We start from the raw sequence: 25,206 nt of genomic DNA, 5'->3' as shown, positions 1-25,206 counted from the left end.
GACGGCTCGAGGGGAGATCCGGCACCTTTCTTCGTTCGCCTGGGGGATGCAATGCAAGAGGAAAGCTTCTTCGAATGGCTCGGCGAGGCGGTGGGCGCGGTGCTCCGCCACCTCGTCGAGGGGCTGGGCGGCCTGTTCGGCGCGATCGCCAGGGCTGGCGCCTCCTTTCTCGAAGGCCTGTCGCGCACCCTCGGCATGGACCCCACGCTGCTCGGCCTTGTCGCCCTGGTCGTCGGCCTGGTGCTGCTGGCCGGCGGAATACGCGCGCTGCTCAAGCGCGCCTTCGTCGGCGGCACGATCGGCGTGCTGCTCGGGCTCTGGGTGCTCAGCTGGCTGATCCAGTGAGCGTCCTCGCCCTGACCACGGCCTGGCGCCACAAACCGACCCGGCGCCGGGTCCGGGCGCTGGCCGCGCCCATGGTCCTCTCCAACTTCTGCACGCCGCTGGTGACCCTGGTCGACAGCGCGGTGGTCGGCCACCTGCCGCACGCCCACCAGCTCGGCGCGGTGGCGGTCGGCGGCAGCCTGTTCACCCTGCTCGCCTGGGCCTTCGGCTTCCTGCGCATGGGCACCACCGGCTTCGCCGCCCAGGCCTGCGGCCGCGCCAACGGCGCCGCGCTGCGCCAGGTGCTGCTGCAGAGCCTGCTGCTCGCCGCCGCCTTCGCCCTGCTGCTGGGCCTTCTCGCCCTGCCCTTCGGCGAACTCGCCCTCGGCCTGATGCAGCCGTCGGCGGCGCTGGATGTGCTGAGCCGCGAGTACTTCCACATCCGCCTGCTCGGTCTGCCGGCGGTACTGGCGAGCTACGCGCTGATCGGCTGGCTGCTCGGCACGCAGAACGCCCGGGCGCCGCTGGCCATGCTGCTGCTCACCAGCCTGGGCAACGTGGCGCTCGATCTGTGGTTCATCCTCGGCCTCGACTGGGGCGTGGCCGGCGCCGCCCGCGCCTCGGTGATCGCCGAGTGGAGCGGCGCCCTGCTCGGCCTGACCCTGGCCCGTCGGGCGCTGCGCCGCCATCCCGGCCGCCTGCCCTGGGATGCCCTGCGCCGCTGGGCGAACTGGCGCCCGCTGCTGGCGGTGAACCGCGACATCTTCCTGCGTACCCTGCTCCTGCAACTGGTGTTCTTCCTGATCACCGTGCAGGGCGCCCGGCTCGGCGACGCCACGGTGGCGGCCAACGCCCTGTTGCTCAACGGTCTGCTGCTCACCGCTCATGCCCTGGACGGTCTGGCCCACGCCGTCGAGGCGCTGTGCGGGCATGCCATCGGCCGCCGCGACCGCACCGCCCTGCAGCGGGCGCTGGCGGTCGCCGGGCTCTGGTCGCTGCTGGCCAGCCTGGGCTTCGCGCTGTTCTTCCTGACCGGCGGCGCACTGTTCATCCGCCTGCAGACCGACATCGCGGCGGTGCGCGAGCTGGCCGAGAGCTATCTGCCCTACCTGGCCGCACTGCCGCCGGTCGCGGTGTGGAGCTACCTGCTCGACGGCCTGTTCATCGGCGCCACCCGCGCCCGCGAGATGCGCGACGCCATGCTGCTCGCCGTGGCTCTGGCGCTGCCGCTCGCCTGGCTGCTGCAGGGGCTGGGCAACCACGGTCTGTGGCTGGCCTTCCTCGCCTTCATGGCACTGCGCGCCCTGAGCATGGCGGCCTTCGCCCGGCGCCTGTGGCGTCAGGGGCTGGCAGAGCAGGCGCCGGAGCCTCAGGCCCATTAGGCGGTCTTTGGCGCAGGGTGGACGGCCACCCCGTGGACGGCCACCCCGTGAAAAACCCGCACAGCGGTTTTCCACCGAAAGCGGCGCTCAGCCCGACAGGTAGGAGGAGCGCGTCAGCCCCAGGCGCAGGGCGTCCAGATACTGGGCGCGCTCGCGGGCGCTGATCGGCGCGCCGGCCACCTTGTCGCGGTAGTAGGTCATCAGCTCTTCGGGGGACAGGTGCACGTAGCGCAACATGTCCTCGATGGTGTCGTGGGTCTCGATGCCGGCGTGGTAGATGCTGCCGTCGGCGCGCTGGTAGACGTTCACCGAGTCGGTGTCGCCGAACAGGTTGTGCATGTCGCCGAGGATCTCCTGGTAGGCGCCGACCAGGAAGATGCCGAGGAGGTACTCCTCGCCCGCGCGCAGCTCGTGCACCGGCAGGCTGGTCTCGATGCTCTGCTCGTCGACGTACTGGCGGATCTTGCCGTCGGAGTCGCAGGTCAGATCCTGCAGCACGGCGCGGCGCAACGGCTCCTCGTCGAGTCGGTCGAGCGGCAGGATCGGCAGGACCTGGCCGATCGCCCAGGTGTCCGGCAGGCTCTGGAATACCGAGAAGTTGCAGATGTACTTGTCCGCCAGCTTGTCGTTGAGTTCGTCGAGCACCTGGCGGTGCGAGCGCTGGCGGGCCTTCAGCGAGTCGTGCAGGCGCCGGCAGAGCGCGTAGTAGCACTGCTCGGCGAGCGCCTTGTCGGCCAGGCCCAGCTTGCCGTCGGCGTACATGCGCGACAGCTCGCCGAGATACTGGGTGGCGCGCCAGTAGGTTTCGGTGACCATCTCGTCGTCGGTCGGACCGAGCAGCTCGAGCAGCCAGCGCAGCGTCTCCGGCAGGCGCTCCGGCTCGGCGACCTCCGCCAGCTGGTCGTTGTGGCGCTCCACGTCGGTGACCTGCACGACCAGCAGCGCGTGATGGGCGCTCAGGGCGCGGCCGCTTTCCGAGAAGATGTGCGGATGCGGCAGGCCGTGGGCGTCGCAGAACTCTTGGAGCATGCCGACCACGGTGGAGGCATAGTCGTCCAGGTCGTAGTTGATCGAGCTGGGGTTGCGCGAGTGGGTGCCGTCGTAGTCGACGCCCAGGCCGCCGCCGACGTCCACGTGGTCGAGCGGCAGGCCGAGGGCACGCAGCTCGGCGTAGTAGCGGATAGCCTCCTTGAAGCCACCCTGGTAGTCGGCCAGGTTGGCGATCTGCGAGCCCATGTGAAAGTGCAGGAGGCGCACCCCCTGCTCCAGCCCGGCGCTGCGCAGGCGCTCGGCGACGCGCAGCAGCTGCGCCGCCGAGAGACCGAACTTGGCCTTCTCGCCGCCGGTGTCGGCCCATTTCGAGGAGGCCAGCGAGGACAGCCGCACGCGCAGGCCGAGCTGCGGGACGACCTTGAGCTCGGCCGCCTCCTCGATGACCAGCTGCACCTCCGACTCCTTCTCGATGACGATGAACACCGAGTGGCCGAGCTTCTGGCCGATCAGCGCCAGGCGGATGAATTCGCGATCCTTGTAGCCGTTGCAGACGATGGTGCCGCCCTTCGGCGCCAGCGCCAGCACGGCGAGCAGTTCCGGCTTGGAACCGGCCTCCAGGCCGATGGAGACGTTCGGCGTGGCAATGATGTTCTCCACCACCGCTTCCTGCTGGTTGACCTTGATCGGGTACAGCGCGGTGTACCCGCTCTGGTAGCCGAGGCGCTCGATGTGCGCGTCGAAGGCCCCGGTCAGCTGGCGCACGCGGTCCTGCAGGATGTCCGGAAAGCGCACCAGCAGCGGCAGCGACAGGCCGGCCTCGCGCAACTGGCCGACCAGCTCGACCAGGTCGACGGGCCGGTCGGCGGCCCGGTTCGGCCGCGCCTCCGCATGTCCCCGCTCGTTGATCGCGAAATAGCCGGCACCCCAGTGACGGATGCCGTAGACGGCGCGGCTGTCGGCCACGGTCCACTGGCTGCCGTCGTCCTTGCGTGTACGTCGTGCCATGGGTTTCTCCTGTGCAGAGAAGAGATGTGTTCCGTTAGAGACTAGGGCCTGTTGACGTTTTGACGTGAGCCGCGTTGCCGCGGCGGCCCCACCCGCAGGGACGGGGCCCGTTTGGCGCAGCACGGCGTCGCTCGTCGTTCATTTGGAATGACCAAACTTCTCTCCTCGTTCCTTGTTCTGCGCCAAACGGGCCTCCGTCGCGGCCTACGCCAAAACGTCAACAGGCCCTGGGACTAGCCGCCGGATTTCTTCGCCTTGAAACCGCGCTTGGCGAGTTCTTCGAGCAGCAGCTCGACGTGCTCGCCCTGGATCTCGATGACGCCGTCCTTGAGTGCGCCGCCGGTACCGCAGCGGCGCTTCAGGGCGCTGGCCAGCTCCTTCAGCTCGTCGCCGGCCAGCGGCAGGCCGCTGACGGTGGTCACCGTCTTGCCGCCGCGGCCCTTGGTCTCGCGGCGTACCCGGGCGATGCCGTCGCCGGCCGGCAGCTGAGCCTGCCTGCAGACGCAGGCAGCGACCGGCTGGCCGCAGTCGGGACAATGGCGGCCGCCGTCGGTGGAATAGACCAGACCGCCCAGGGCGGCGAAGGAAGAGGCTTTCTTGGCCAAGGCTGGCTCCTCGGAAATGCGCGGGAAACGAGGGGGCAGTGTAGCGGCAAGCGCATGAAATACCGAAGTCGGCACCGGGATGAAGCCGACCTGCGGGCGGGGCCCCGGGCGCGGCGAGTTGCCCAGCCAGCCCGGCTCCGCCTGCCCGGGTGCGGGGGATGCGCGGGCGTCATCCCCCAATCCGGCTCGCCGGCAGCGTTCAGGCGTTGCCGGCCAGCACGTTGCCGCAGGTACGACCGCCGGCGTAGCAGTCGAGGTTGTGCAGGGTCGTCTCGGCGATCTCGCGCAGCGCCTCGGCGGTGAAGAAGCCCTGGTGGCCGGTGACGATCACGTTGGGAAAGGTCATCAGCCGCGAGAAGATGTCGTCGTCGATGATGTCCGAGGAGCGGTCGTGGAAGAACAGCTGGCTCTCCTGCTCGTAGACATCAATGGCCAGCGCCGAGAGGCGCCGCGACTTGAGCGCGGCGACCACCGCGCGGGTGTCGATCAGCGCACCGCGCGAGGTGTTGACCAGCATGGCGCCGTGCTTGATCCGCGCCAGGCGAGCGGCATCGATCAGGTGCCGGGTAGCGTCGCTCAAGGGGCAGTGCAGGCTGATCACATCGGACTCGGCGAGCAGGCTGTCGAGCGCCACGTACTCGCCGAGTGCGGCGAACTCGGCCGTCTCGTACGGATCGTGGCCAAGCACCCGACAGCCGAAGCCCTTGAGGATGCGCGCCGTGGCCAGGCCGATCTTGCCGGTGCCGACCACCCCCACGGTCTTGCCGTGCAGGTTGAAGCCGAGCAGGCCGTCGAGCATGAAGTTGCCCTCGCGGACCCGGTTGTAGGCGCGGTGGGTATGCCGGTTGAGGGTCAGGATCAGGGCGATGGTGTGCTCGGCCACCGCCTCCGGCGAATAGGCCGGCACCCGGGCGACGAACAGCCCCAGCCGGCGGGCAGCCTCCAGATCGATGTGGTTGAAGCCCGCGCAGCGCAGCAGGATCGCCCGCACGCCGTAGCCATGCAGGGTTTCCAGCACCGCGGCATCGAGCTGGTCGTTGACGAAGGCGCACACCACCTCGCAGCCCTGGGCCAGCGCCACGGTCTGCGCGGACAGCGTGGCCTTCTGGTAGACCAGTTCGCAATCCCGGGAGGCGTACTCCCGCTGCAACACCTCGTCGAAAGAGCGCTCGTCGTAGGGCTGCGCACTGAACATTACAATCTTCATGGGGGAAAGCTCCTGCCGTTTTCGACCGGCGCCGCCAATCCCGGCAGGCCGGTTGCTGTGGAAATCGCAGACAGTGTAGGAAGTCGGTGCCGGCTGTTAGATGTGCTGGGTCAAAAGGCGTATGTATCGGAGCGCTGCGGCTTAGCTGTCTGGTTATGAGATGTCATTGAGATCAGGCAAGCTGGGCGATAGCGCATGCACCCTGCTTCGAAGCGCTTGCCTGGGAAACGCCTTGATGCCACAGATTCATCTGCAAGCCCGTACCCCCGTCGTTCGTGCTGAAATCGCCTGATCGGATTAGCCAACCGGCATTCTGGCAAAACGTTACGTGTTTGGTCCCGAGAAGAAGTAGTGGCCAGGATCGCCTTTGAAGGGCTGCGGATCCTTATGCCACTGTCCCAGGATAAAGCCAATCGGCGTACGTCCTTTCAGTGCGCGTAACGGACGAGTGCTGTTATACGCCCAGAGGTAGTCCCTAAGATGCGACCGGAGCTCCTCGAGCGAGGTGTAGTGAAACGCCTTGGTCGTGGCCTCCTTGATCGTCCGGTTCATCCGCTCGACCTGGCCGTTGGTCCAGGGCTGGAAGGATTTGGTCAGGCGATGTTCGATACCGTGCCGCTGGCAGAGCGCATCGAACGGATGTGCCCGGTAAGCCTCGGTTCCGGCCTTTTTGGCGAACTGGATACCGTTGTCGGTCAGGACCGTGTGGACGCGATACGGCAAGGCCTTCAGGGTGGAGTGCAGGAAGTCGACGGCGGTCTTGCGGGTGGCCTGCGCGTACAGCCTGGCATGGACGAACTTGCTGGTGCGGTCGATCGCGACGAAGAGATAGGCCTTGCCCTCGGGGGTCCGCGTCTCGGTGATGTCGATGTGCAGATAACCCAGCGGATAACGCTTGAAGGGCTTTTTCTCCCGGCCCGGCTCGCTCGCACGAGGCAGCTGGCTGACGCCGTGGCGCTGGAAGATGCGGTGCAGGCTCGAGCGGGTCAGCGTGGGAATGGTTCGTTGCAGCGCATGCAGGCAGTCATCCAGCGGCAGGAGCATCTTCTCTCGGAACACCAGTGCGGCGGCTTCCTGCAGCGGTGTCAGGGAGGTCGAGCGCGGGGTGCTGGGCCCCATGGGCGCATCCTCGACCGTGTCGCGGCTGCGCCATTGAAAGCGCTCCATGAACCCCATCTTCAACCGAGGTAAAGGCCCGCCGATGCTGTGCTCCCGATTTCTTTCTGGAGCCCGTCACCATGATGCGACCCGACGCCAAGGTCGAAAAGGTCTACCTCTATCCCAAGCCTGTCGATTTCCGAAAATCCATCGATGGCCTCGCCGCCCTGGTCGAGCTGGACATCCAGGTAGCGGTGTTCGATCCGGTGTTGTTCGTGTTTCTCAACCGGGCGCGCAATCGGGTGAAGATCCTGTACTGGGAGCGCAACGGCTTCTGTCTCTGGCTCGAGCGCCTGGAGGCCGAGCGCTTCAAGGCGCCGCCGGAGCCCGGCGACGAGGCCATCGTCCTCAGCGCCGAGGAGTTGAACTGGCTGCTGGATGGCTTCGACCTCTGGCGCAACCGCCCGCAGCGGGTGTTGAGGCCGCGCTATGTGGCCTGAGCCGGTATAATCCGGCTCCATGAATTTCATGCCCGACACCCTTCCCGACGATCCGCTTTTGCTCAAGCAGTTATTGCTGTCGGCGAACGAGCAGATGTCGGCAAAGGATGCTCGCATAGAACAGCTTCAGGAACAGGTCGCCCTGCTGCGTCAACGCCTGTTCGGCTCGAAATCCGAGCGCAGTATCGATCCGGACTCACCGCAACTGGCGATGTTCAACGAAGCCGAGCAGTTGGCCGAAGAGCCGGCGCCTGCCGTTGAAGCCGAAGCACAAGAGATCGCCGAGGCCGAAGAAGGCGTCGCCCCGATCAAGCACCGTGGCAAACGCCAGCCGCTGCCGGCCGAACTGCCACGGGTCGAGGTCGTCCACGAACTGCCCGAGCACGAACTGAGCTGCGCCTGCGGCTGCCGCAAGCAGGCCATCGGCGAGGAAGTCAGCGAGCAGCTCGACATCGTGCCGATGCAGATCCGGGTGATCCGGCATATCCGCAAGGTCTACGCCTGCCGGGGCTGCGAAAGCGCACCGACCACCGCCGACAAGCCGGCGCAGCTACTCGAGAAAAGCCTGGCCAGTCCCGGCGTGCTGGCGATGCTGCTGACCACCAGGTACGTCGACGGCCTGCCGCTGCACCGCTTCGAGAAGGTGCTCGCCCGCCACGGCGTCGAGATCCCCCGGCAGACCCTGGCGCGCTGGGCGATCCAGTGCGCCGGGCAGCTGCAACCCTTGCTCAACCTGATGCGCGACCGGCTGCTGGAAAGCCCGGTGATCCACTGCGACGAGACGCGGGTGCAGGTGCTCAAGGAGCCGGACCGGGATCCCTCCAGCCAGTCCTGGATGTGGGTGCAGACCGGCGGCCCGCCGGAGCAGCCGGTCGTCCTCTTCGACTACAGCCCCAGCCGGGCACAGGAGGTGCCCTTGCGCCTGCTCGCCGGCTACCGCGGCTACCTGATGACCGGGTCGCGCCAGACCGACGACTACGCCGGCTACAACGCCCTGGCCGCGCAACCGGGCATCGAGCGCCAGGGCTGCTGGGCCCATGCCCGGCGCAAGTTCGTCGAGGCGCAGCAGGTGCAGCCCAAAGGCAAGACCGGGCGCGCCGACCAGGCATTGGCCTGGATCAACCGGCTCTACGCTATCGAGCGCGACCTCCGACAGGCCGGCGATGCCGAGCGCCTGGAGGCGCGCCGGCAACACAGCCTGCCGGTCCTCGCCCAGCTCAAGGCCTGGCTGGACAAGACCCTGCCGCAGGTCACGGCGCAGAATGCGCTGGGCAAGGCGGTGAACTACCTGGCCAGCAACTGGAGCCGGCTCATCCGCTATACCGAGGCGGGCTACCTGCCGATCGACAACAACCGTGCCGAACGGGCCATTCGCCCGTTCGTCATCGGGCGCAAGAACTGGCTGTTCAGCGACACGCCCAAAGGCGCGACGGCCAGCGCGCAGCTCTACAGCCTGGTGGAAACCGCCAGGGCCAACGGGCAGGAGCCCTACGCCTGGCTGCGCCACGTCCTCGAACGCCTGCCGGCAGCGCAAGGCGTCGAAGACTACGAGGCGCTGCTGCCGTGGAACTGCACGCCGACGGCGCCACTGTAAACGACCGGCTCGGCCGTCAACAGACAGGGTTTATGGATCGCTTTCGCGCCATTTGCGTACGGTCTTGGGGGTGAGGTGATAGCGCCGGCTCAGCGTCGCGATCGAATCTGGCGATCACTGTATTTCTGCTCGAATGGCGTGCGTGGTCGTGGCGCGTTTGTGAAGTACCTGAGCCATGGATCCTCCTCCGAGAGAGGCTCATATCATAAACCAGTACTCCCCGGGACCAAACACCTAGGGAAATCCTGAAAAAGACTTCCCGATTCTGGTGAAATACACCCGCTCCCTTGTCCGAGTTTCCCGATGAAGCAACTGTCCTTCGCCGATGCCGAGTATGCCGGCAAGCGCAAGCAGACCCGCCGCGAGCGCTTCCTGCTCGAGATGGACCAGGTGGTGCCGTGGCAGGGGCTGATCGCCCTGATCGAGCCCTACTATCCCAAGGGCGAAGGCGGTCGGCCCGCCTACCCGCTGGCAGCCATGCTGCGCGTGCACCTGATGCAGAACTGGTTCGGCTACAGCGATCCGGCGATGGAGGAAGCGCTGTACGAAACCACTCTCCTGCGCCAGTTCGCCGGCCTGAGCCTGGAGCGCATCCCGGACGAAACGACCCTCCTCAACTTCCGTCGCCTGCTGGAGAAGCACGAACTGGCCGGGGGAATACTGGAGGTGATCAACGGCTATCTGGGCGAGCGCGGACTGTCGCTGCGCCAGGGCACCATTGTCGACGCCACCCTGATCCATGCGCCGAGCTCGACGAAGAACAAGGACGGCAAGCGCGACCCGGAAATGCACTCGACGAAGAAGGGCAACCAGTACTACTTCGGCGCAAAAGCTCACATTGGTGCCGACGCTGAGTCGGGTCTGGTGCACAGCGTGGTGGTCACGGCAGCCAACGTGGCAGATGTCACCCAAGTCGACCAACTGCTGCATGGCGAGGAAAACGTAGTGAGTGCCGATGCGGGCTATACCGGCGTAGAGAAGCGCCCCGAGCATGAAGGTCGGCAGGTCATCTGGCAGGTCGCGGCCCGGCGCAGTACCTACAAGAAGCATGGCAAGCGTAGCGCCTTATACAAAGCGATCCGCAAGATCGAGAAGGCCAAGGCCCAGGTACGAGCCAAGGTCGAACATCCGTTCCGCGTGATCAAGCGCCAGTTTGGCTACACCAAGGTGCGCTTCCGGGGATTGGCCAAAAACACGTCACAGTTGGTGACGCTGTTCGCCTTGTCGAATCTGTGGATGGCGCGCCGATATTTACTGGCGAATGCAGGAGAGGTGCGCCTGTAATGCGGGAAACGGTTGCTGCGACGTGCTCGCGGCAGCTAAAAAACGCAGAAACGAGCGGGTGATCTGATCGTTTTTGATCGATTCTCCGCTTTCAAAGTCGGCGGGGGGTTGAAGTCAGCCAGAAATACATGACTACTTCAGACCATCCCTAGATGCCCAAGAGTCCTCTCCCTTCACCCACATATTAATCCGGCAATACGAAAGCACAAATAAGGCTCATACCAGTATCGGCATATATCCTTGATTTTCAAGGAGAAACCAAAATACAGAAAGTGCCCTATTGTATTGCCGGATTAATAGCTGACCGCAACCCTACAATTCTCTGACTAAAACCTCTCACAAGGGCTATACCTTAAAACCCCCTCTCTTCGCTTATATTTAAAATAAACTATTTCACTAACAACCCAGCCCCAGTCTCAAGAGGCTGCAAAACATAAAGACCATCAACACCAATCAAACCATAATTTGAACCTTGAATAGCCAACCGATAAAGAGCAGCACTATTTTCATCTAAAATATACAGGGCATCCTTATCAAGCCTCCCCCTCTCCGCTTGACTCAAGAATTCGGACCACCTCCTCAAATAAGCATCTTCAGAGAATGTCGACCTAGCATAACGTACAATATTTGTCGGAAGCCCGCAAACCGAAGTAAAAACTCCTAAATCCAGCCACAACTCACCACTGGAACCACCTGGCGAAACAAAACCTTTGACAGAAGAATATTCCTTACAAATATCACCCCAAAGAGATGACTTTAAATTTCCTTGAAATGGATGATCCCAGCGTGCCTTTATTGAGGCAAGCCCATCACTTGTATCATACACCTGAAGGAGAAAACCCAGCAAAATCACAGATAAAAACTGCCTCCCATTTAATTCCTTAAAAAGCACATAAAAAGCGAAAAGCAGGACCAAATACCATACAGGCCAAATAAAGCGCCCTGAAGCCCTCAGCACACCAAACACATCGACAAGCACTACAGGAAGAGAAAAAGAAAAGTTTAAAGCCCCCATACCAACATTATTTGAAACTGCAAACATGATTAAAATGAAGCACACCCCAATCAGCGCAACATGCTTACGCCATGAACCACAAACATTCCTCCAAAAATAGGGCAACCCTACAAGAAGCAACAACAAGAAGCCAAGCCCCATATAAGCATTACCCTCATAGTCTCCGGCACCAAATCCATCCCTTGCCTTGAAAAATTTACTCCATTCAGCCGGCACCGGCTGAATAAACGAAAGAAGATTCATTCTAAAGAAACCAAATCCCCCTTCTCCCCCCGCCCTACCCAACAAAAAATACCCTCCTAGCCAGAGCGCAAACAGAAAAGAGAAAACGCCTCCTCCCCCCATTAAGGCCACATTAAAAAAGGTATACTTCTTAGCCAGCAACACCTCCCCTAAATAGCCAGCAAAAACCAGACAACACATAACCCCTATATAGGGATGTACCAAAATTGAAACAAGAATCAACAGAGCCCAACGCCATACATCAAAAAAGAAATCAACTTTAGAGAAGTAGAAATACAACGCCATCAGAATCAACCAATGTCCAACCAAATTAAAATGGCCATACATCCTCCAAACCATGATCGGAGACACGACACAAAAAGCAGCAAACAAAGAAGCACCAACCAGAGAAATACTCAAAGAGCGAGCAATCTTAAAAGCAACCCATCCTTGGAGCAAAAAACAAATAAATAACCATATTCCAAAATACTGATAAGGCCCATCAATGGGCAGGAGCTTAAAAATCAACGCAAAAAACGCATTGGAGTCGGACATCAAGATCCCAGACGAGAGCTCCACGCCATAGTTATGATTGACACCAGGAGGCCAACGCCATGAGTCTGCACTAAAATACTGCCAAGCAATCTGCCCCATAGCAGTATCGCCATGGCGAAACAACCAATCTATATACCTAATATCCAAGAAGCGAAACCCAAAAATTGAATTGAAGGACAAAATCGAAAAAATAGACACCCCCGCCAAAAAATATTTTTCGCTATTTGCCTTCATAAAAATCTTATCCTTAGAAATGTACAGCCAACAATAAAGTGATTAACCCCTACCAAGAACCATTCTATTTCCAAAATATAGAAACACCGCCCCAATCCCCACTGCAAACCACAGCGTGACCAGCCTAATCAATACAGTCGCCGCGACTGCATCGCCATTTGGCATTCCTTTCCAGACTAGCAAGGTCACCATCAATGCCTCGGCACCGCCCAAGCCCCCCGGCATGAAACTTAATGCACCAGCCAACATAGATAATGCATAGACAAACACTGTGAAAGCCAACGAGTTCTCGGCCCCCATCCATTGCAATATCCAGTGGAAAGCCAGTGCTTCGGCACTCCAGGCAATCACACTTAGCAGCGTAGCCCCGATTAGCATTTCCAGCCGATGACAGCGTTGAGCCTCCAGCAATACTTGGGGCAAATGTTTGATCAGGCCAAGCACTGCCCCATGCTGCCAAGAAAACAGCTCAAGCAACCGCTCAAGCAACCTGCGCTGTGAGAGCACGAACAATCCGCTCACGACTAATCCGACTCCAAGGCCGATTAGGGGCCAAGCATTGGGATACAGGGTTAGGCCGAACAGGGCGAGCAGGACCACGGCAAACAGATCGGACAGGCGCTCGCTGAAAAAAGCAGCGAAGCTCTGCGGATAAGGCATCCCCCAAGGCTTGAGCAGAACACCACGGAGGGCTTCGCCCGCCTTGCCGGGCGTGGTGGTCAAAGCAAAGCCGGCTAGGTATATCCTGAGACTGGGCCACCAAGGCACCGTATGGCCAAATGCGCGAAGGTAGCTTTGCCAGCGCAGAAAGCGCAGCCCGTAGTTGACCAGCGACAGCAGCAGGGCCAGGACGATGCCGCCCATGCCGACCCGGGCCACGGCGCTGCCGACCGCCTGCCAGCCGGCCCACAGCGAAAAGCCCAGATAGCCGAACGCCGCGCCCACCACCGAGAGAATGACCGCCCGGTAGCGCCAGCCGGACAGGTACAGGGCCTCGCTCACAGGCTCAGCCGCTTGAAGAGCGGCTGCGGAATGCTGCGGATGACCAGCATGATCGCCGCCCAGAAGCCGGGGGTGTAGAGGGTCGCCGTGCGCCGCTCGAGCCCGCGGAGGATGTGCCGCGCCACCGTCTCCGGACTGGCCAGCAGCGCCGTCGGCAACGCCAGCCCGCGGGTCATCGGCGTGTCGACGAAGCCCGGCTTGACGGTCATGACATGCACGCCGGCCTTGAACAGGCGGGCGCGCAGTCCCTCGCAGAAGGTGGAGACGGCAGCCTTGGCGCTGCCGTACAGGTAGTTGGAGGGTCGGCCGCGGTCGCCGGCCACCGAGGAAATCACCGCCAGGCTGCCGCAGCGCTGAAGCTCGAACTGGTTGGCCAGCAGGGTCAGCAGGGCGATGACCGAGGTGCCGTTGTTGGCGAACTCGTGCAGGGCCACGTCCACCTCCCGTTCGCAGGCCCGCTGGTCCGGCAGGGTGCCATGGGCGACCAGGACGACGTCGATCTGCTGCAGGGTGGCCAGGCACTGTTCGAGCATGGCCGGGTGGGCGGCGACGTCGGTGGCCTCCAGGCAGTGGGTGGTGACTGCCCGGGCGCCGCGGATGCGCAGGTCGGCGGCGGCCTGCTCCAGTTTCTCGGAGTTGCGGGCGACCAGGAACAGCTCGCTGCCCTGCTCTGCCCACAGGCGGGCGCAGGCGCCGGCGATGGCCGAGGTGGCGCCGATGATCAGTATGCGTCTCATGCGGTGACTCGCCTCCAGAAGCGGGAGTTCAGGGCCGGATCGCGCAGGGCTTCGAGCTGCGCCCAGGCGGGATAGGCCCGGCGGAAGTCGCTGCCGCTCATGTGCGCGTCCTTGGCCGGATACAGGCGTCCGCCGGCCTCGCGCAGGATGGCGTCCAGCCGGGCGAACAGGGGCGCCAGTTCGGCCCTGTGCGGGAAGTCCAGGGCCAGCGAGGTGCCCGGCAGCGGGAAGGACAGCAGACCGGGCGAGGCGATGGCGCCGCAGCGCTTGAGCACGGCGAGGAAGGAGCCCTGGCCGGAGGCGGCGATGGTACCCAGCAGCTCGTGCAGGGCCGGCTCGGCCACGGCCTCGGGAATCACGCACTGGTACTGCTGGAATCCCCGGCGCCCGTAGATGCGGTTCCAGTGCAGGAGGCGGTCCAGCGGGTAGAAGAAGGGCTCGTAGTCGACGCGCCTGTCCATGCGCCGGCTCGGGTGCATCCGCCAATAGAGCGCGTTGAAGGCGTGCAGGGACAGGCGGTTGACCAGCGACAACGGCGGCGTCAGGGGCACCTGCCGCTTGCTCCGCCCGTCCACCTCCAGCCGCCCGTAGCGGGCATGGTCACCGACACTGAACACCCCCCGGCCGGCCTGGCGCCCCCGGGCCAGGCAGTCGATCCAGGCCACGCTGTATTCGTGGCGCGGGTCCAGCTCGGCGGACAGGGCGAAGAACTCGCCCAGGCTTTCGAAACGCACCCGGGTGCTGTCGACCTGGCTGGAGCGGATCGGCATCAGGCGGATCTCCGCCCAGGCGATCACCCCGGTCAGCCCCAGCCCGCCGATGGTGGCGGCGAACAGTTCGGGATGATCGGCGGGCGAGCAGGCCAGCAGCTCGCCCTGGCGCAGCAGGCCGAAACGCAGCACATGGTTGCCGAAGGTGCCGCGTCGGTGATGATTCTTGCCGTGCACGTCGTTGCCGATGGCGCCGCCCAGAGTCACGTACTGGGTGCCCGGGGTAACCGGCAGGAACCAGCCGCGGGGAATCGCCAGCGCCAGGATCTCGGCCAGGGTGACGCCAGCCTCGGCCACCATGGTTCCCTGCTGCCAGTCGGCCTGGATGAAGCGGTCCAGCGTGCGCATGTGCAGGACCCGGTCGCTGGCCGCCAGGCAGCTGTCGCCGTAGCTGCGCCCGTTGCCGTAGGGCAGCGTGCCGCCCCGGGCGCGGACGACCGCCTCCAGATCGGCGGCCAGCCGCTCGCGCCAGTGGCAGGCCAGCGCGCCCTGCGGCGCATTTGGATAGCCCCCCCAGGAGCGCAGCGGTGCGCTCATGCCGCCCCCCAGAACACCAGACCGAACAGGACGCCGACCAGCAGGCTGACGCGATCGCGGACGGCGAACACCACCGGGTCCTCGTTCATCTGTCCGCGATGGGTGAGCATCCACACACGGCTGATCCAGAACAGCAGCAGCGGGCAGGCCAGCCAGATCGCCTGCGGATAGCGGTACAGGGAGACGGTGGCCTGATCGTGGATGTACAGGGCCAGCACCATCACCGCCAGGTAGCCGGAGGCCGCGCCGAGCGACGCGATCATTGGCAGATCGTCGGGGTAGTAGCCGCGCCCGCGGGTCTTCTCGGTCCGCCCCCGGCTGCGCGCCTCGCGCAACTCGGCATAGCGCTTGACCAGCGCCAGACTGAGAAAGATGAACATCGAGAAGGCCAGGATCCAGAAGGTCAACGGCAGGTCGAACGCGGCGGCTCCGGCGACGATGCGCAGGGTGTAGAGCAGTGCCAGGGCGATGATGTCGACCGCCATGCAGCGCTTGAGGGCCAGCGAATAGGCCAGGGTCAGGGCGTAGTAGGCGGCCAGGGTCAGGGCGAACGTCCAGGGCAGCAGCCACAGGGCGCCGGCGAAGGCCGCCGCCAGCAACAGTGGACAGGCGAGCAGGCCGCTGCGCAGCGACAACCGGCCGGAGGCGAAGGGCCGATGCCGCTTGGTGTGATGGAGCCGGTCGTCCGGCAGGTCCAGCAGGTCGTTGAGCAGGTAGACGCTGGAGGCGCACAGCCCGAAGAGCAGGAAAGCCAGGATGGCCTGCCCGAGCAGCACGGGATCGGTCAGCCGGTGCGCGGCCAGCAGCGGCACGAAGATCAGCAGGTTCTTCAGCCACTGGTGCAGGCGCAGGGCCCTGCGCCACTCCTTCAGGGTGGAAGGGGTCGAGCGGATGACCTGCTCGACATTGCCCAGCGCCCTGGCCCGGCGCTCCACACCCCGCTCGGGGTTGACCACGTAGGCCTTGCGCGCCACCGCCCAGACGGGAATGTCGTCCCGGGAGTTGCCGACATAGTCGAAGCCGCCCTCCCCGTACTGCTCGACCAGAACGTCGCGCTTGCGCTGGGCGGAAAGGTTGTGTCCGGCCGAGGTGGCCAGCACCCGGTCGAACAGCTGCAGATGACCGGCGATGCGCTCGGCCAGGCTCTGGTGGCTGGCGGTGGCCAGCACCACCGTCCGTCCATTGCGCCGCGCGGCCTCGATCAGGGCGATCACCTGCGGATCGTAGGGCAGGCTGCCGACCTCGATCTGTGCGCCCTGCGCCAGCTTCTCCTTCAGCATGGCCCTGCCCTTGCCCAGCCAGCCCAGCGGCTTGTGCAGACTCAACGGCTGGCGACGGAAAAAGCACAGCCCGGTCTCCAGCAGAAGATCCGAACGCAGCAGCGTGCCATCCAGATCGATGACGAGAGGAGCGGTGCTCACGTCGAACCCTCCTCGAGCCGGCACGAAACGCCTGGACGAGCATGCACTTCTTCGGCATCCGGCCGTTTTCCAGTAGTCATCCCTTCCCTCGCACATGGGCTTGCAGAGCACGACATGCACCGACCGAGAACGGCGCCGGCAACCGTCACCCTCCTGGAGGGCGGCAGCCAGGCAAGCACCAGACCCGGCCCCACAAGATCGTAGACGAACAGACGAAGGCTGCCCGGCAGGCCTCACCCTGCAGGGCGGAATCGGACGAAATGAACGGCGGTCGGTCGCCGAAGCCTCAGCGCATCCCGAGCCAGAGGCGCAGGGCCTGCAGGGAGTCCGGGCAATAGGAGCGTTCCAGGGCCTCGCGCAGGGCCGCGTGGGGCGGGATGAAGCGGGCCTCCAGCACTTCTTCGGGCTGCAGCACCAGAGGGGCGTCGGAGACCGCCGAGAATACCGCGCACCACAGGCGGTTGTCCGGCTGCTCGAAGAAGAAACGCCCGTGCTCGTGCAGCGCCACGCCGGCGATGCCGAGTTCCTCCTCCAGTTCGCGGGCGGCGGACTCGCCGTATTCCTCCCCGGCCTGCACCATGCCGCCGGCGGCCACATCCCAGTAGCCGGGATAGATCGCCTTGCTCAGGGTGCGCCGGTGCACGCAGAGCTGCCCGGCGCCGTCGAACAACAGGATGAAGGTGCCGCGACCGATCAGTCCACGCTCGCGCAGCTCGGCGCGGGGCAATGCGCCGAGCGGGCGGTCGTCGGCGTCGACCCAGACGATCAGCTCGGCATCGGAAGCGGCCCGGTGGGCCGCTTCCCGTGCGGAGATTTCCATCAGCCCTGGGAGAGCAGCGCGCGCAGGTCGATCAGCGCGGCATTGGCCCGGGAGATGAAGTTGGCCATCACCAGCGAGTGGTTGGCCAGGACGCCGTAGCCGCCGCCGTTCAGCACCATGGGGCTCCACAGCGGCTCCTGCGCCGCCTCCAGTTCGCGGATGATCTGCTGGAGGCTGACGGTGGCGTTCTTGCGCGCCAGCACGTCGCCGAAGTCCACCTCGATGGCGCGCAGGAAGTGCGCCAGCGCCCAGGCCTGGCCGCGCGCCTCGTAGAACACGTTGTCGATCTGCAGCCAGGGCGTCTCGACGATCTCTCCCTGCTGCACCTGACCGGTCGTTTCGTCAGGCACCAGGTCGGCATCCAGGCGCTCCTGGCCGATGCTCGCCGAGAGCCGCTGGGAGAGCGAGCCGAGACGGGTGGAGACGTCGCCCAGCCAGCCGTTCAGGTTGTCGGCGCGGGAGAAGAACTGCGCGCTGGGCTTGACCGGGTCGGCCAGGCGGGCCAGGTAGCTGTCGAGCAGCTTGAGACCGGCGCGGTATTCGGTTTCGGAAGCCGGCAGCGCCCAGCTGCGGTTGTCGAAATTGAAGCGCGGCTCGGCCTTGGCCAGGTCTGGGTCCTCGGTGGACTGCGACTGTGAGCGGGCCATTTCCTTGCGCAGCGAGCGTGCCAGATCGCGCACCTGGACCAGCGCGCCGAACTCCCAGCTGGGCATGTTATCCAGCCAGATGCCGGGCGGGGAGAGATCGTTGGTCAGGTAGCCGCCCGGCTTGTCGAGCAGGGTGCCGGCCACGGTCTTCAGGGTCTCGACGGTGGTGTAACCCTTGACGAACTTGCGCTGCGCCTGTTCGGCTGCGGCCTGGGCGTTCTCTCGTACCGGGAAGGCGTCCGGCTCCTGGCTCCAGTACCAGCCCAGCAGCCCGGTCACCAGCAGGTAGAGGGCGAGCAGCAGCGCCAGGGCACGGCCCAGCCAGTGGTTGCCGACGACACGCCGCAGGGCGCTGTCGGCCCCACCGTACGCACGGCTTGCGCTTTCTTTCCAGTCCAGCATGGCAAAATCCTTCGTGATTCGAAAAGTCGACCGGCCCACAGGGCCAGCCGCGCAAGCCTAGCATTAATGGAAAGCACACCGGGACAGAGCGGCGCCCGGCCTCGATGCGGGCCGGACACCGACACCGCGCCTGTCGCACGCCGGCCGCAGCCTGCAGCGCTTCGCCGCCTCCGGTATCATCCGCCTCTTTGTATTTCTGCACGTTTCTGCGAGAACGCCATGCGCCGCCTGCTGCCCCTGCTCCTGCTGCTGCTCGCCCTGCCCGCCGCCGCCGGCCTGTTCGACAGCCGGCCCAGCTCCACACTGGGCGGCCTGGACAACCGCGGCGACTTCCTGCCGGTCCGCGAGGCCTTCCGCCTGAGCCTGGTGGACAGCACGCCGCAGGCGGTGACGCTGCGCTTCGTCGCCGCCGAGGGCTACTACCTGTACCGCCAGCGCCTGCAGTTCCGCAGCGAGACGACCGGGGTCGCACTGGGCGAGTCGCGCCTGCCGGACGGCGTGCGCAAGACCGACGAGTACTTCGGGGAGACGGAGGTTTATTACGGCGTGCTCGACGTCGAGCTGCCGCTGGACAACCCTGACGGGCGCCCCTTCACTCTGCAGGTCGGCTACCAGGGCTGTGCCGACAAGGGCCTCTGCTATCCGCCGGAGACCGAGCGGCTGCAGATCGGCGCCGCTGGCGCTCCCGCCGCAGCCCCCACAGCCGGGGCCGCCCTGCCCGCCGGCGCGCCGGGCTGGAGCTGGCGGGAGCTGGCCCTGTTCTTCCTCGCCGGCCTCGGCCTGACCTTCACCCCGTGCGTGCTGCCGATGCTGCCGATCCTCTCCGGCGTGGTGCTGCGCGGGGAGATCGGCGGCGCGCGCGGCTTCGCCCTGTCGCTGGCCTACGTGCTGCCGATGGCCGCCTGCTTCGCCGTGCTCGGCGCGCTGATGGGACTGTTCGGCGCCGAGCTGAACCTGCAGGCGCGCCTGCAATCGTCCTGGGTGCTGGTGCCCTTCGCCGCCTTCTTCGGCCTCTTCGCCCTGGCCATGTTCGGAGTCTTCGAGCTGCGCCTGCCGCAGGCGCTCGCCGCGCCGCTGGAGCGCCTGGCCGGCAACACGCGCGGTGGCTCGCTGTGGGGCGCCGCCGTCCTCGGCGTGCTGTCCAGCCTTTTGGTCTCGCCCTGCGTCTCCGCTCCGCTGGCCGGCGCGCTCTTGTACATCAGCTCGAGCGGCGATGCCCTGGGCGGCGGTCTGAAGCTCTTTGCCCTGGGGCTCGGCATGGGCGCGCCGCTGGTGTTGTTCGCCACCGGCGGCGGCGCCCTGCTGCCCAAGAGCGGCCCATGGATGCTCATGGTGCGCAACGCCTTCGGCGTGCTGCTGCTGGCGGTCGCCGTGTGGCTGCTCGAGCGGGTGCTGCCTGGCCCGCTGGCGCTGGCCCTGTGGGGGCTGCTGGCAGGCGGGGTGGCGCTGTTTCTCGGCGCGCTGGAACTTACCGCGAAGAGCCACCGGCAGAAGCTTGGCCAGCTGGCCGGGCTGGTCCTGCTGGTCTACGCCCTGGCCAGTTGGACCGGCGCGCTGCGCGGCGAGTCCGACCCACTGCGCCCGCTGGGCGGCACATCCCTGTCCGCCGCACCCGCGGCCCGGGCCGCCGGCGCCTGGCAGACCCTCAGCACGCCGGAGGCACTGGACGCCGTCCTGGCCGAAGCGAAGAATGCCGCCCAGCCGCTGTTGCTCGACTGGTATGCTGACTGGTGCATCAGCTGCAAGGTGATCGAGCGCGAGGTGTTTGCCGCCCCGCAGGTCGCCGCGCAGCTCGGCGGCTACCGGCTGATCCGCTTCGATATCACCGCCGGCACCCCGGCACAGCGCGCGCTGCTGGATCGCTACCGGCTGTTCGGCCCGCCGGCCATCCAGTTCTTCGCTGCCGACGGCACCGAGCACGAGGCGCTGCGGGTGGTCGGTGAGATCGACGCCGCCGCTTTTGCGCAACGCCTGCGGGAAAGTCAATCCCAACACTGATCTTGCAAGACATCTGCGAGGAATCGCAGGTAATATGCAGGAAATTCCGGTTAAAATGCCCGGCTGAAGGTCTCGACGGAACGGAGCCCCAGCCAGCCCGCAGCCTGCGGGATGGGCCGGCTCGTTGCCGTGCCCCTTACTCAGTACGCAAGGACAACAACCGACATGGCCACCCTACTGGTGCTGCACGGCCCCAACCTCAATCTTTTGGGCACCCGCGAGCCCGGCGTATATGGCGCCACCACCCTCGCGCAGATCAACCAGGACCTGGAGCGCCGCGCCAGCGAGGCCGGCCATCGCCTGCTCCACCTGCAGAGCAATGCCGAGCATGTGCTGATCGAGCGCATCCATGCCGCCCGTCAGGAAGGCGTGGACCACATCATCTTCAATCCGGCGGCTTTCACCCATACAAGTGTCGCCCTACGTGACGCGCTGCTGGCGGTGAGCATCCCATTCACCGAAGTGCACTTGTCCAACGTGCACAAACGCGAGCCCTTCCGCCATCACTCCTACTTTTCCGACATCGCCGTAGGGGTGATCTGCGGTCTGGGCGCCAGCGGCTACCGGCTGGCCCTGGAAGCCGCCCTCGAACAACTTGAACGTCCCTGATTCGCAACCGGAGTTATTTCGAATGGATATCCGCAAAGTCAAGAAACTGATCGAACTGCTGGAAGAGTCCGGTATCGACGAGCTGGAGATTCGCGAAGGCGAAGAATCGGTTCGCATCAGCCGCCACTCCAAAAACGCTCCCCAGACGATCTATGCCGCCGCACCGGCAATGGCCGCCATGCCTGCGCCGGCCATCGCCGCCCCGGCTGCCGCACCGGCCGAAGCCGCTGCACCGGCCGCGCCCAAGCTGAGCGGCCATGTGGTCCGCTCGCCGATGGTCGGCACCTTCTACCGCTCGCCGTCGCCGAGCGCTCCCTCCTTCGTCCAGGTCGGCCAGAGCGTGAAGAAGGGCGATATCCTGTGCATTGTCGAAGCCATGAAGATGATGAACCACATCGAGGCTGAAGTCGGCGGCGTCATCGAAGCCATCCTGGTGGAAAACGGCCAGCCGGTGGAGTATGACCAGCCGCTGTTCACCATCGTCTGAACCGCGGAGATCCTGCGATGTTGGAAAAAGTCCTGATCGCCAACCGTGGCGAGATCGCCCTGCGCATCCTGCGCGCCTGCAAGGAGCTGGGCATCAAGACGGTGGCTGTGTACTCGACGGCGGACCGCGAACTGATGCACCTGGGCCTCGCCGACGAGAGCGTGTGCATCGGCCCGGCCCCGGCGGCCAAATCCTATCTGCACATCCCGGCCATCATCGCCGCCGCCGAAGTTACCGGCGCGACCGGGATCCACCCGGGCTACGGCTTTCTCGCCGAGAATGCCGACTTCGCCGAGCAGGTGGAGAAATCCGGCTTCGCCTTCATCGGCCCGACCGCCGAGGTGATCCGCCTGATGGGCGACAAGGTCTCGGCCAAGGACGCCATGAAGCGGGCCGGCGTGCCCACCGTGCCCGGCTCCGACGGTCCGCTGCCGGAAGATGAGGAAACCGCCCTGGCGATCGCCCGCGAGGTCGGCTATCCGGTGATCATCAAGGCCGCCGGCGGCGGTGGCGGACGTGGCATGCGCGTAGTGCGCAGGGAAGAGGACCTGATCAAGTCGGCGCGACTGACCCGCACCGAGGCCGAGGCGGCCTTCGGCAACGGCATGGTCTACCTCGAGAAGTTCCTGGAGAACCCCCGCCATGTGGAAGTGCAGGTGTTGTCCGACGGCAAGGGCAACGCCATCCACCTGGGCGACCGCGACTGCTCGCTGCAGCGCCGCCACCAGAAGGTCCTGGAAGAGGCTCCCGCGCCGGGCATCGATCCGCAGGCCCGCGCCGAAGTGCTGGACCGCTGCGTGCGCGCCTGCATCGAGATCGGCTACCGCGGCGCCGGCACCTTCGAGTTCCTCTACGAGGACGGCCGCTTCTACTTCATCGAGATGAACACCCGCGTGCAGGTGGAGCACCCGGTCACCGAGATGGTCACCGGCGTCGACATCGTCAAGGAGATGCTGCTCATCGCCGGCGGCGAGCCGCTGTCGATCCGCCAGGAGGACGTGGTGATCCGCGGCCATGCGCTGGAGTGCCGGATCAACGCCGAAGACCCGGCGACCTTCATGCCCAGCCCGGGCAAGGTCAATCACTTCCACGCCCCGGGCGGCAACGGCATCCGCGTCGACTCGCACCTCTACAGCGGCTATGCGGTACCGCCGAACTACGACTCGCTGATCGGCAAGCTGATTGCCTACGGCAAGGATCGCGACGAGGCCATGGCGCGCATGCGCAACGCCCTGGACGAGATCGTCGTCGACGGCATCAAGACCAACGTGCCCCTGCACCGCGAGCTCACCCGCGATCCCGGCTTCTGCCAGGGCGGCGTGAACATCCACTACCTGGAAAAGAAACTGGGTCTGGACAAGCACTGAGCCACGCGCCAGCGCCGCATGACAGGGTCGCCTTCGGGCGACCCCTGTCGTTTCCGCTGCATCGATTATTATCGCAGGGCGGAAAACTCGCGCAGGGATCTTCCACCTCTTCCGGTGGGAAAGGCCTGCGGCCGTTTCCTTCCCTACCAGAGGCGCATGCTGGCAGAGCCTCCGCCCCTCCAGTAAGCTTGCGCGCCTTTCCGCCCATTCCCGAAGAGGCCTCCCCATGTCCTGGCTGCAAATCCGTCTCGCCATCACCCCCGACCAGGCCGGCGCACTGGAGGATCAGCTGCTCGAGCTGGGCGCGGTCTCGGTGACCTTCATGGACGCCGAGGACCAGCCGATCTTCGAGCCGGATCTCGGCACCACCCCGCTCTGGTCGCACACCCACCTGCTGGCGCTGTTCGAGGCCGATACCGACGCAGACGCCCTGCTCGCCCATCTGCGCCTGCTGCGCGGCGGCGAGCTGCCCGAGCACCAGATCGAGCGCATCGAGGATCAGGACTGGGAGCGCAGCTGGATGGACAACTTCCAGCCGATGCGCTTCGGCCGCCGCCTGTGGATCGTGCCGAGCTGGCACCAGGCGCCGGAGCCCGAAGCGGTCAATCTGCTGCTCGACCCGGGCCTGGCCTTCGGCACCGGCACCCACCCGACCACCGCGCTGTGCCTGGAATGGCTGGACGACCAGGATCTCGCCGGCTGCAGCGTGCTGGACTTCGGCTGCGGCTCGGGCATCCTCGCCATCGCCGCGCTGCTGCTCGGCGCCGAGCGGGCAGTCGGCACCGACATCGATCCGCAGGCGCTGGAGGCCTCGCGCGACAACGCCACGCGCAACGGCATCGATCCGGCACGCTTTCCACTCTATCTGCCGGCCGACCTGCCGCAGCAGCCGGCCGACGTGGTGGTGGCCAACCTCCTCGCCGGTCCGCTGGTGCAGTTGGCGCCGACCATCACCTCGCAGATCAAGCCGGGCGGCCGCCTGGCGCTGTCCGGCATCCTCGCCGAGCAGGCCGAGGAGGTGCGCGCGGCCTACCAGGGCGCCTTCGCCCTCGATCCCAGCGCGGAGAAGGACGGCTGGGTACGCATCAGCGGCGTGCGTCGCTGACGCCCTGCCCCCGGGCCTACGGCTGCGCTAGACTAGCGCCCCGTTCAGTCCAGACCGCCGACTGCCGGCTCGCCGCATGACAGATACCTTCGCCACCCAGTGCCCGCACTGCCAGACCCGCTTCCGCATCAACCGCGCGCAGCTCGATGCCGCCCGCGGTGCGGTGCGCTGCGGCTCCTGCCTGCAGGTATTCAACGCCGCCAAGCACCTGATCGAGCGACCGGCCCCGCCCCAGGCCACGATCGCCGCGGCACCGGCCGCCGCGCCTCCGGCAGCGCCGCCGGCCGACGATCATCCGCCGGCGCCCCCCTCCCACTGGGACTACGACGAACTCGACCTGGGCGATCTGGACCTGGACACCCTTGACCTGGACGAGGAGCTGGCCAAGCTGGAAAGCCAGGAGCGCCAGCTGATGGCGCGCCTGCAGAGCGCCGACGCGCCGCCCCCGACACCACGCCCCGCCGCCTGCCCCCGTCCGGGACCCGTCGAACCGCAGCTGCCGCCCGCCAGCCGTCTGCTCGTCACGCCGAGCGGCCAGGGCGAACGCCCCGAGCCGCCTCTGACCCTGAAACCGCACGTCGCGCAGGACGAGCCGCGCCGCTCGCCGCCGCCCGAATCCCGGGCGGAGCCGCACCAGCCCGCCCCCACCAGTCCACCACCGCGCAACACGCCGGAGCGCCCCGAGGAAGGACTGCTCGAGCTGGCCGACGAACCCCTCCGCCTCGACTGGCGGAAACCGCGCCAACCCTGGGGCCGCCGCCTCGGCTGGATCGCCCTCAACCTGCTGGCAATCGGTGTCCTGGCCGGACAGTACGTCTGGTTCCACTATGACGAGCTGGTCCGCCAGGACAGCTACCGGCCCTGGTTCGAGCGGCTGTGCCCTGTCCTCGGCTGCAGCCTGCCGCCGCTGGTCGACATCGGCCAGATCAAGAGCAGCAACCTGGTGGTGCGCGATCACCCCGAATTCGCCGGCGCCCTGGTGGTCGACGCGATCCTCTACAACCGCGCCACCTTCGCCCAGCCCTTCCCCCTGCTCCAGCTGCGCTTCGCCGACATCAACGGCCAGACCGTCGCCACCCGGCGCTTCAAGCCCGGCGAATACCTGAGCGGCGAACTGGCCGGGCAGCAGGAAATGCCGCCACAGACGCCGATCCACATCTCGCTGGAGATTCTCGACCCCGGCACACAGGCGGTGAATTACAGCCTAAGCTTTCACTCTCCGGAGTGACGCTGCTGCCTGGAGGGCAGCCGCCTGGCTGCCCTCCGGCTGCGGTTGCCTGCCTGTC

22 protein-coding genes are annotated in these 25,206 nt (G+C 65.6%); 11 read left to right on the top strand and 11 right to left on the bottom strand.

What is annotated here, in order from left to right:
* The first annotated feature begins 51 nt into the window (after positions 1-51).
* A complete protein-coding gene (locus GCU53_RS16340; protein WP_152388533.1) occupies positions 52-345 on the top strand; it encodes a hypothetical protein in 294 nt (97 codons plus the stop codon).
* Positions 342-1,706 (top strand): MATE family efflux transporter, encoded by a 1,365-nt coding sequence (locus GCU53_RS16335; RefSeq protein WP_152388532.1) that lies wholly within the window; start codon positions 342-344, stop codon positions 1,704-1,706. The genes GCU53_RS16340 and GCU53_RS16335 overlap by 4 nt, the downstream gene beginning before the upstream one ends.
* 87 nt (positions 1,707-1,793) lie before the next feature.
* On the opposite strand, the gene speA is transcribed toward GCU53_RS16335, so the two are convergent.
* The 4 genes from speA to GCU53_RS16315 all read right to left on the bottom strand — a co-directional run bounded on the left by speA (position 1,794) and on the right by GCU53_RS16315 (position 6,719).
* Positions 1,794-3,704, bottom strand: a complete 1,911-nt coding sequence (gene speA, locus GCU53_RS16330; protein ID WP_152388531.1) for an arginine decarboxylase — start codon at positions 3,702-3,704, stop codon at positions 1,794-1,796.
* A 233-nt stretch (positions 3,705-3,937) separates the two neighbouring features.
* Positions 3,938-4,309, bottom strand: a complete 372-nt coding sequence (locus tag GCU53_RS16325) for a translation initiation factor Sui1 (RefSeq protein WP_152388530.1) — start codon at positions 4,307-4,309, stop codon at positions 3,938-3,940.
* 199 nt (positions 4,310-4,508) lie between these two features.
* Entirely contained in the window at positions 4,509-5,516 is a 1,008-nt protein-coding gene (locus GCU53_RS16320; protein ID WP_152388529.1) for a 2-hydroxyacid dehydrogenase, read from the bottom strand.
* Between the two features lie 324 nt (positions 5,517-5,840).
* Positions 5,841-6,719 carry an IS481 family transposase gene (locus tag GCU53_RS16315; RefSeq protein WP_425278175.1) on the bottom strand — a complete coding sequence of 293 codons (879 nt, stop codon included), beginning with the start codon at positions 6,717-6,719 and terminating at the stop codon, positions 5,841-5,843.
* A 35-nt stretch (positions 6,720-6,754) separates the two neighbouring features.
* Between GCU53_RS16315 and tnpB the strand changes: the two genes are divergently transcribed.
* The 3 genes from tnpB to GCU53_RS16300 all read left to right on the top strand — a co-directional run bounded on the left by tnpB (position 6,755) and on the right by GCU53_RS16300 (position 9,992).
* The gene (gene tnpB, locus GCU53_RS16310) at positions 6,755-7,114 is read left to right on the top strand and encodes an IS66 family insertion sequence element accessory protein TnpB (RefSeq protein WP_244306810.1); all 360 of its coding nucleotides are present in this window, start codon (positions 6,755-6,757) and stop codon (positions 7,112-7,114) included.
* A gap of 19 nt (positions 7,115-7,133) precedes the next feature.
* Complete coding sequence (tnpC, locus tag GCU53_RS16305; RefSeq protein WP_152388528.1) at positions 7,134-8,708, top strand: IS66 family transposase; 1,575 nt, start codon at positions 7,134-7,136, stop codon at positions 8,706-8,708.
* Positions 8,709-9,011: 303 nt separating this feature from the next.
* Positions 9,012-9,992, top strand: a complete 981-nt coding sequence (locus tag GCU53_RS16300) for an IS5 family transposase (protein WP_152385958.1) — start codon at positions 9,012-9,014, stop codon at positions 9,990-9,992.
* A gap of 388 nt (positions 9,993-10,380) precedes the next feature.
* Here GCU53_RS16300 and GCU53_RS16295 read toward each other — a convergent pair whose 3' ends face one another.
* The 7 genes from GCU53_RS16295 to GCU53_RS16265 form a co-directional block, all read right to left on the bottom strand.
* Positions 10,381-12,018, bottom strand: a complete 1,638-nt coding sequence (locus GCU53_RS16295) for a DUF6311 domain-containing protein (RefSeq protein WP_152388527.1) — start codon at positions 12,016-12,018, stop codon at positions 10,381-10,383.
* A 42-nt stretch (positions 12,019-12,060) separates the two neighbouring features.
* Positions 12,061-13,020 (bottom strand): lysylphosphatidylglycerol synthase transmembrane domain-containing protein, encoded by a 960-nt coding sequence (locus GCU53_RS16290; protein ID WP_152388526.1) that lies wholly within the window; start codon positions 13,018-13,020, stop codon positions 12,061-12,063.
* On the bottom strand, positions 13,017-13,757 hold the full coding sequence (locus GCU53_RS16285) for an SDR family oxidoreductase (RefSeq protein ID WP_152388525.1): 741 nt from the start codon (positions 13,755-13,757) through the stop codon (positions 13,017-13,019). Before GCU53_RS16285 ends, GCU53_RS16290 begins: the two co-directional genes overlap by 4 nt.
* A complete protein-coding gene (locus GCU53_RS16280) occupies positions 13,754-15,064 on the bottom strand; it encodes an FAD-binding oxidoreductase (RefSeq protein WP_152388524.1) in 1,311 nt (436 codons plus the stop codon). Before GCU53_RS16280 ends, GCU53_RS16285 begins: the two co-directional genes overlap by 4 nt.
* Positions 15,061-16,485: a UbiA family prenyltransferase gene (locus tag GCU53_RS16275; RefSeq protein WP_244306807.1), complete on the bottom strand. Its 1,425-nt coding sequence runs from the start codon at positions 16,483-16,485 to the stop codon at positions 15,061-15,063. Before GCU53_RS16275 ends, GCU53_RS16280 begins: the two co-directional genes overlap by 4 nt.
* 286 nt (positions 16,486-16,771) lie before the next feature.
* Positions 16,772-17,305: an NUDIX hydrolase gene (locus GCU53_RS16270; RefSeq protein WP_152388523.1), complete on the bottom strand. Its 534-nt coding sequence runs from the start codon at positions 17,303-17,305 to the stop codon at positions 16,772-16,774.
* Positions 17,305-18,354, bottom strand: a complete 1,050-nt coding sequence (locus GCU53_RS16265; RefSeq protein WP_152388522.1) for a DUF2333 family protein — start codon at positions 18,352-18,354, stop codon at positions 17,305-17,307. The genes GCU53_RS16270 and GCU53_RS16265 overlap by 1 nt, the downstream gene beginning before the upstream one ends.
* A gap of 219 nt (positions 18,355-18,573) precedes the next feature.
* On the opposite strand from GCU53_RS16265, the gene GCU53_RS16260 reads away from it, so the two are divergent.
* The 6 genes from GCU53_RS16260 to GCU53_RS16235 all read left to right on the top strand — a co-directional run bounded on the left by GCU53_RS16260 (position 18,574) and on the right by GCU53_RS16235 (position 25,148).
* Positions 18,574-20,352 (top strand): protein-disulfide reductase DsbD, encoded by a 1,779-nt coding sequence (locus GCU53_RS16260; RefSeq protein ID WP_152388521.1) that lies wholly within the window; start codon positions 18,574-18,576, stop codon positions 20,350-20,352.
* Positions 20,353-20,517: 165 nt separating this feature from the next.
* Positions 20,518-20,961 (top strand): type II 3-dehydroquinate dehydratase, encoded by a 444-nt coding sequence (gene aroQ, locus GCU53_RS16255; protein WP_152388520.1) that lies wholly within the window; start codon positions 20,518-20,520, stop codon positions 20,959-20,961.
* 22 nt (positions 20,962-20,983) lie between these two features.
* Positions 20,984-21,448, top strand: a complete 465-nt coding sequence (gene accB / locus GCU53_RS16250; protein ID WP_152388519.1) for an acetyl-CoA carboxylase biotin carboxyl carrier protein — start codon at positions 20,984-20,986, stop codon at positions 21,446-21,448.
* A 17-nt stretch (positions 21,449-21,465) separates the two neighbouring features.
* Positions 21,466-22,815: an acetyl-CoA carboxylase biotin carboxylase subunit gene (gene accC / locus GCU53_RS16245; protein WP_152388518.1), complete on the top strand. Its 1,350-nt coding sequence runs from the start codon at positions 21,466-21,468 to the stop codon at positions 22,813-22,815.
* 226 nt (positions 22,816-23,041) lie between these two features.
* A complete protein-coding gene (gene prmA, locus GCU53_RS16240) occupies positions 23,042-23,920 on the top strand; it encodes a 50S ribosomal protein L11 methyltransferase (RefSeq protein WP_152388517.1) in 879 nt (292 codons plus the stop codon).
* Between the two features lie 76 nt (positions 23,921-23,996).
* Positions 23,997-25,148, top strand: a complete 1,152-nt coding sequence (locus tag GCU53_RS16235; protein ID WP_152388516.1) for a DUF3426 domain-containing protein — start codon at positions 23,997-23,999, stop codon at positions 25,146-25,148.
* Positions 25,149-25,206: the final 58 nt, after the last annotated feature.

Origin of the sequence: Azotobacter salinestris (assembly GCF_009363155.1) — a bacterium.
Classification (GTDB): Bacteria; Pseudomonadota; Gammaproteobacteria; order Pseudomonadales; family Pseudomonadaceae; genus Azotobacter; species Azotobacter salinestris.
The sequence above is the reverse complement of the archived record's forward strand: the minus strand, read 5'-3'. Positions and strand labels throughout refer to the sequence as shown.

What these genes read in the sequence shown, in the direction of transcription:
- GCU53_RS16300 (WP_152385958.1), top strand. Translation starts at nt 9,012, where the DNA reads ATGAAGCAACTGTCCTTCGCCGATGCCGAGTATGCCGGCAAGCGCAAG.
- GCU53_RS16270 (WP_152388523.1), bottom strand. Translation starts at nt 17,305, where the DNA reads ATGGAAATCTCCGCACGGGAAGCGGCCCACCGGGCCGCTTCCGATGCC.
- GCU53_RS16285 (WP_152388525.1), bottom strand. Translation starts at nt 13,757, where the DNA reads ATGAGACGCATACTGATCATCGGCGCCACCTCGGCCATCGCCGGCGCC.
- speA (WP_152388531.1), bottom strand. Translation starts at nt 3,704, where the DNA reads ATGGCACGACGTACACGCAAGGACGACGGCAGCCAGTGGACCGTGGCC.
- GCU53_RS16295 (WP_152388527.1), bottom strand. Translation starts at nt 12,018, where the DNA reads ATGAAGGCAAATAGCGAAAAATATTTTTTGGCGGGGGTGTCTATTTTT.
- GCU53_RS16320 (WP_152388529.1), bottom strand. Translation starts at nt 5,516, where the DNA reads ATGAAGATTGTAATGTTCAGTGCGCAGCCCTACGACGAGCGCTCTTTC.
- prmA (WP_152388517.1), top strand. Translation starts at nt 23,042, where the DNA reads ATGTCCTGGCTGCAAATCCGTCTCGCCATCACCCCCGACCAGGCCGGC.
- GCU53_RS16235 (WP_152388516.1), top strand. Translation starts at nt 23,997, where the DNA reads ATGACAGATACCTTCGCCACCCAGTGCCCGCACTGCCAGACCCGCTTC.
- aroQ (WP_152388520.1), top strand. Translation starts at nt 20,518, where the DNA reads ATGGCCACCCTACTGGTGCTGCACGGCCCCAACCTCAATCTTTTGGGC.
- GCU53_RS16280 (WP_152388524.1), bottom strand. Translation starts at nt 15,064, where the DNA reads ATGAGCGCACCGCTGCGCTCCTGGGGGGGCTATCCAAATGCGCCGCAG.
- accB (WP_152388519.1), top strand. Translation starts at nt 20,984, where the DNA reads ATGGATATCCGCAAAGTCAAGAAACTGATCGAACTGCTGGAAGAGTCC.
- accC (WP_152388518.1), top strand. Translation starts at nt 21,466, where the DNA reads ATGTTGGAAAAAGTCCTGATCGCCAACCGTGGCGAGATCGCCCTGCGC.
- tnpC (WP_152388528.1), top strand. Translation starts at nt 7,134, where the DNA reads ATGAATTTCATGCCCGACACCCTTCCCGACGATCCGCTTTTGCTCAAG.
- GCU53_RS16340 (WP_152388533.1), top strand. Translation starts at nt 52, where the DNA reads ATGCAAGAGGAAAGCTTCTTCGAATGGCTCGGCGAGGCGGTGGGCGCG.
- GCU53_RS16260 (WP_152388521.1), top strand. Translation starts at nt 18,574, where the DNA reads ATGCGCCGCCTGCTGCCCCTGCTCCTGCTGCTGCTCGCCCTGCCCGCC.
- tnpB (WP_244306810.1), top strand. Translation starts at nt 6,755, where the DNA reads ATGATGCGACCCGACGCCAAGGTCGAAAAGGTCTACCTCTATCCCAAG.
- GCU53_RS16265 (WP_152388522.1), bottom strand. Translation starts at nt 18,354, where the DNA reads ATGCTGGACTGGAAAGAAAGCGCAAGCCGTGCGTACGGTGGGGCCGAC.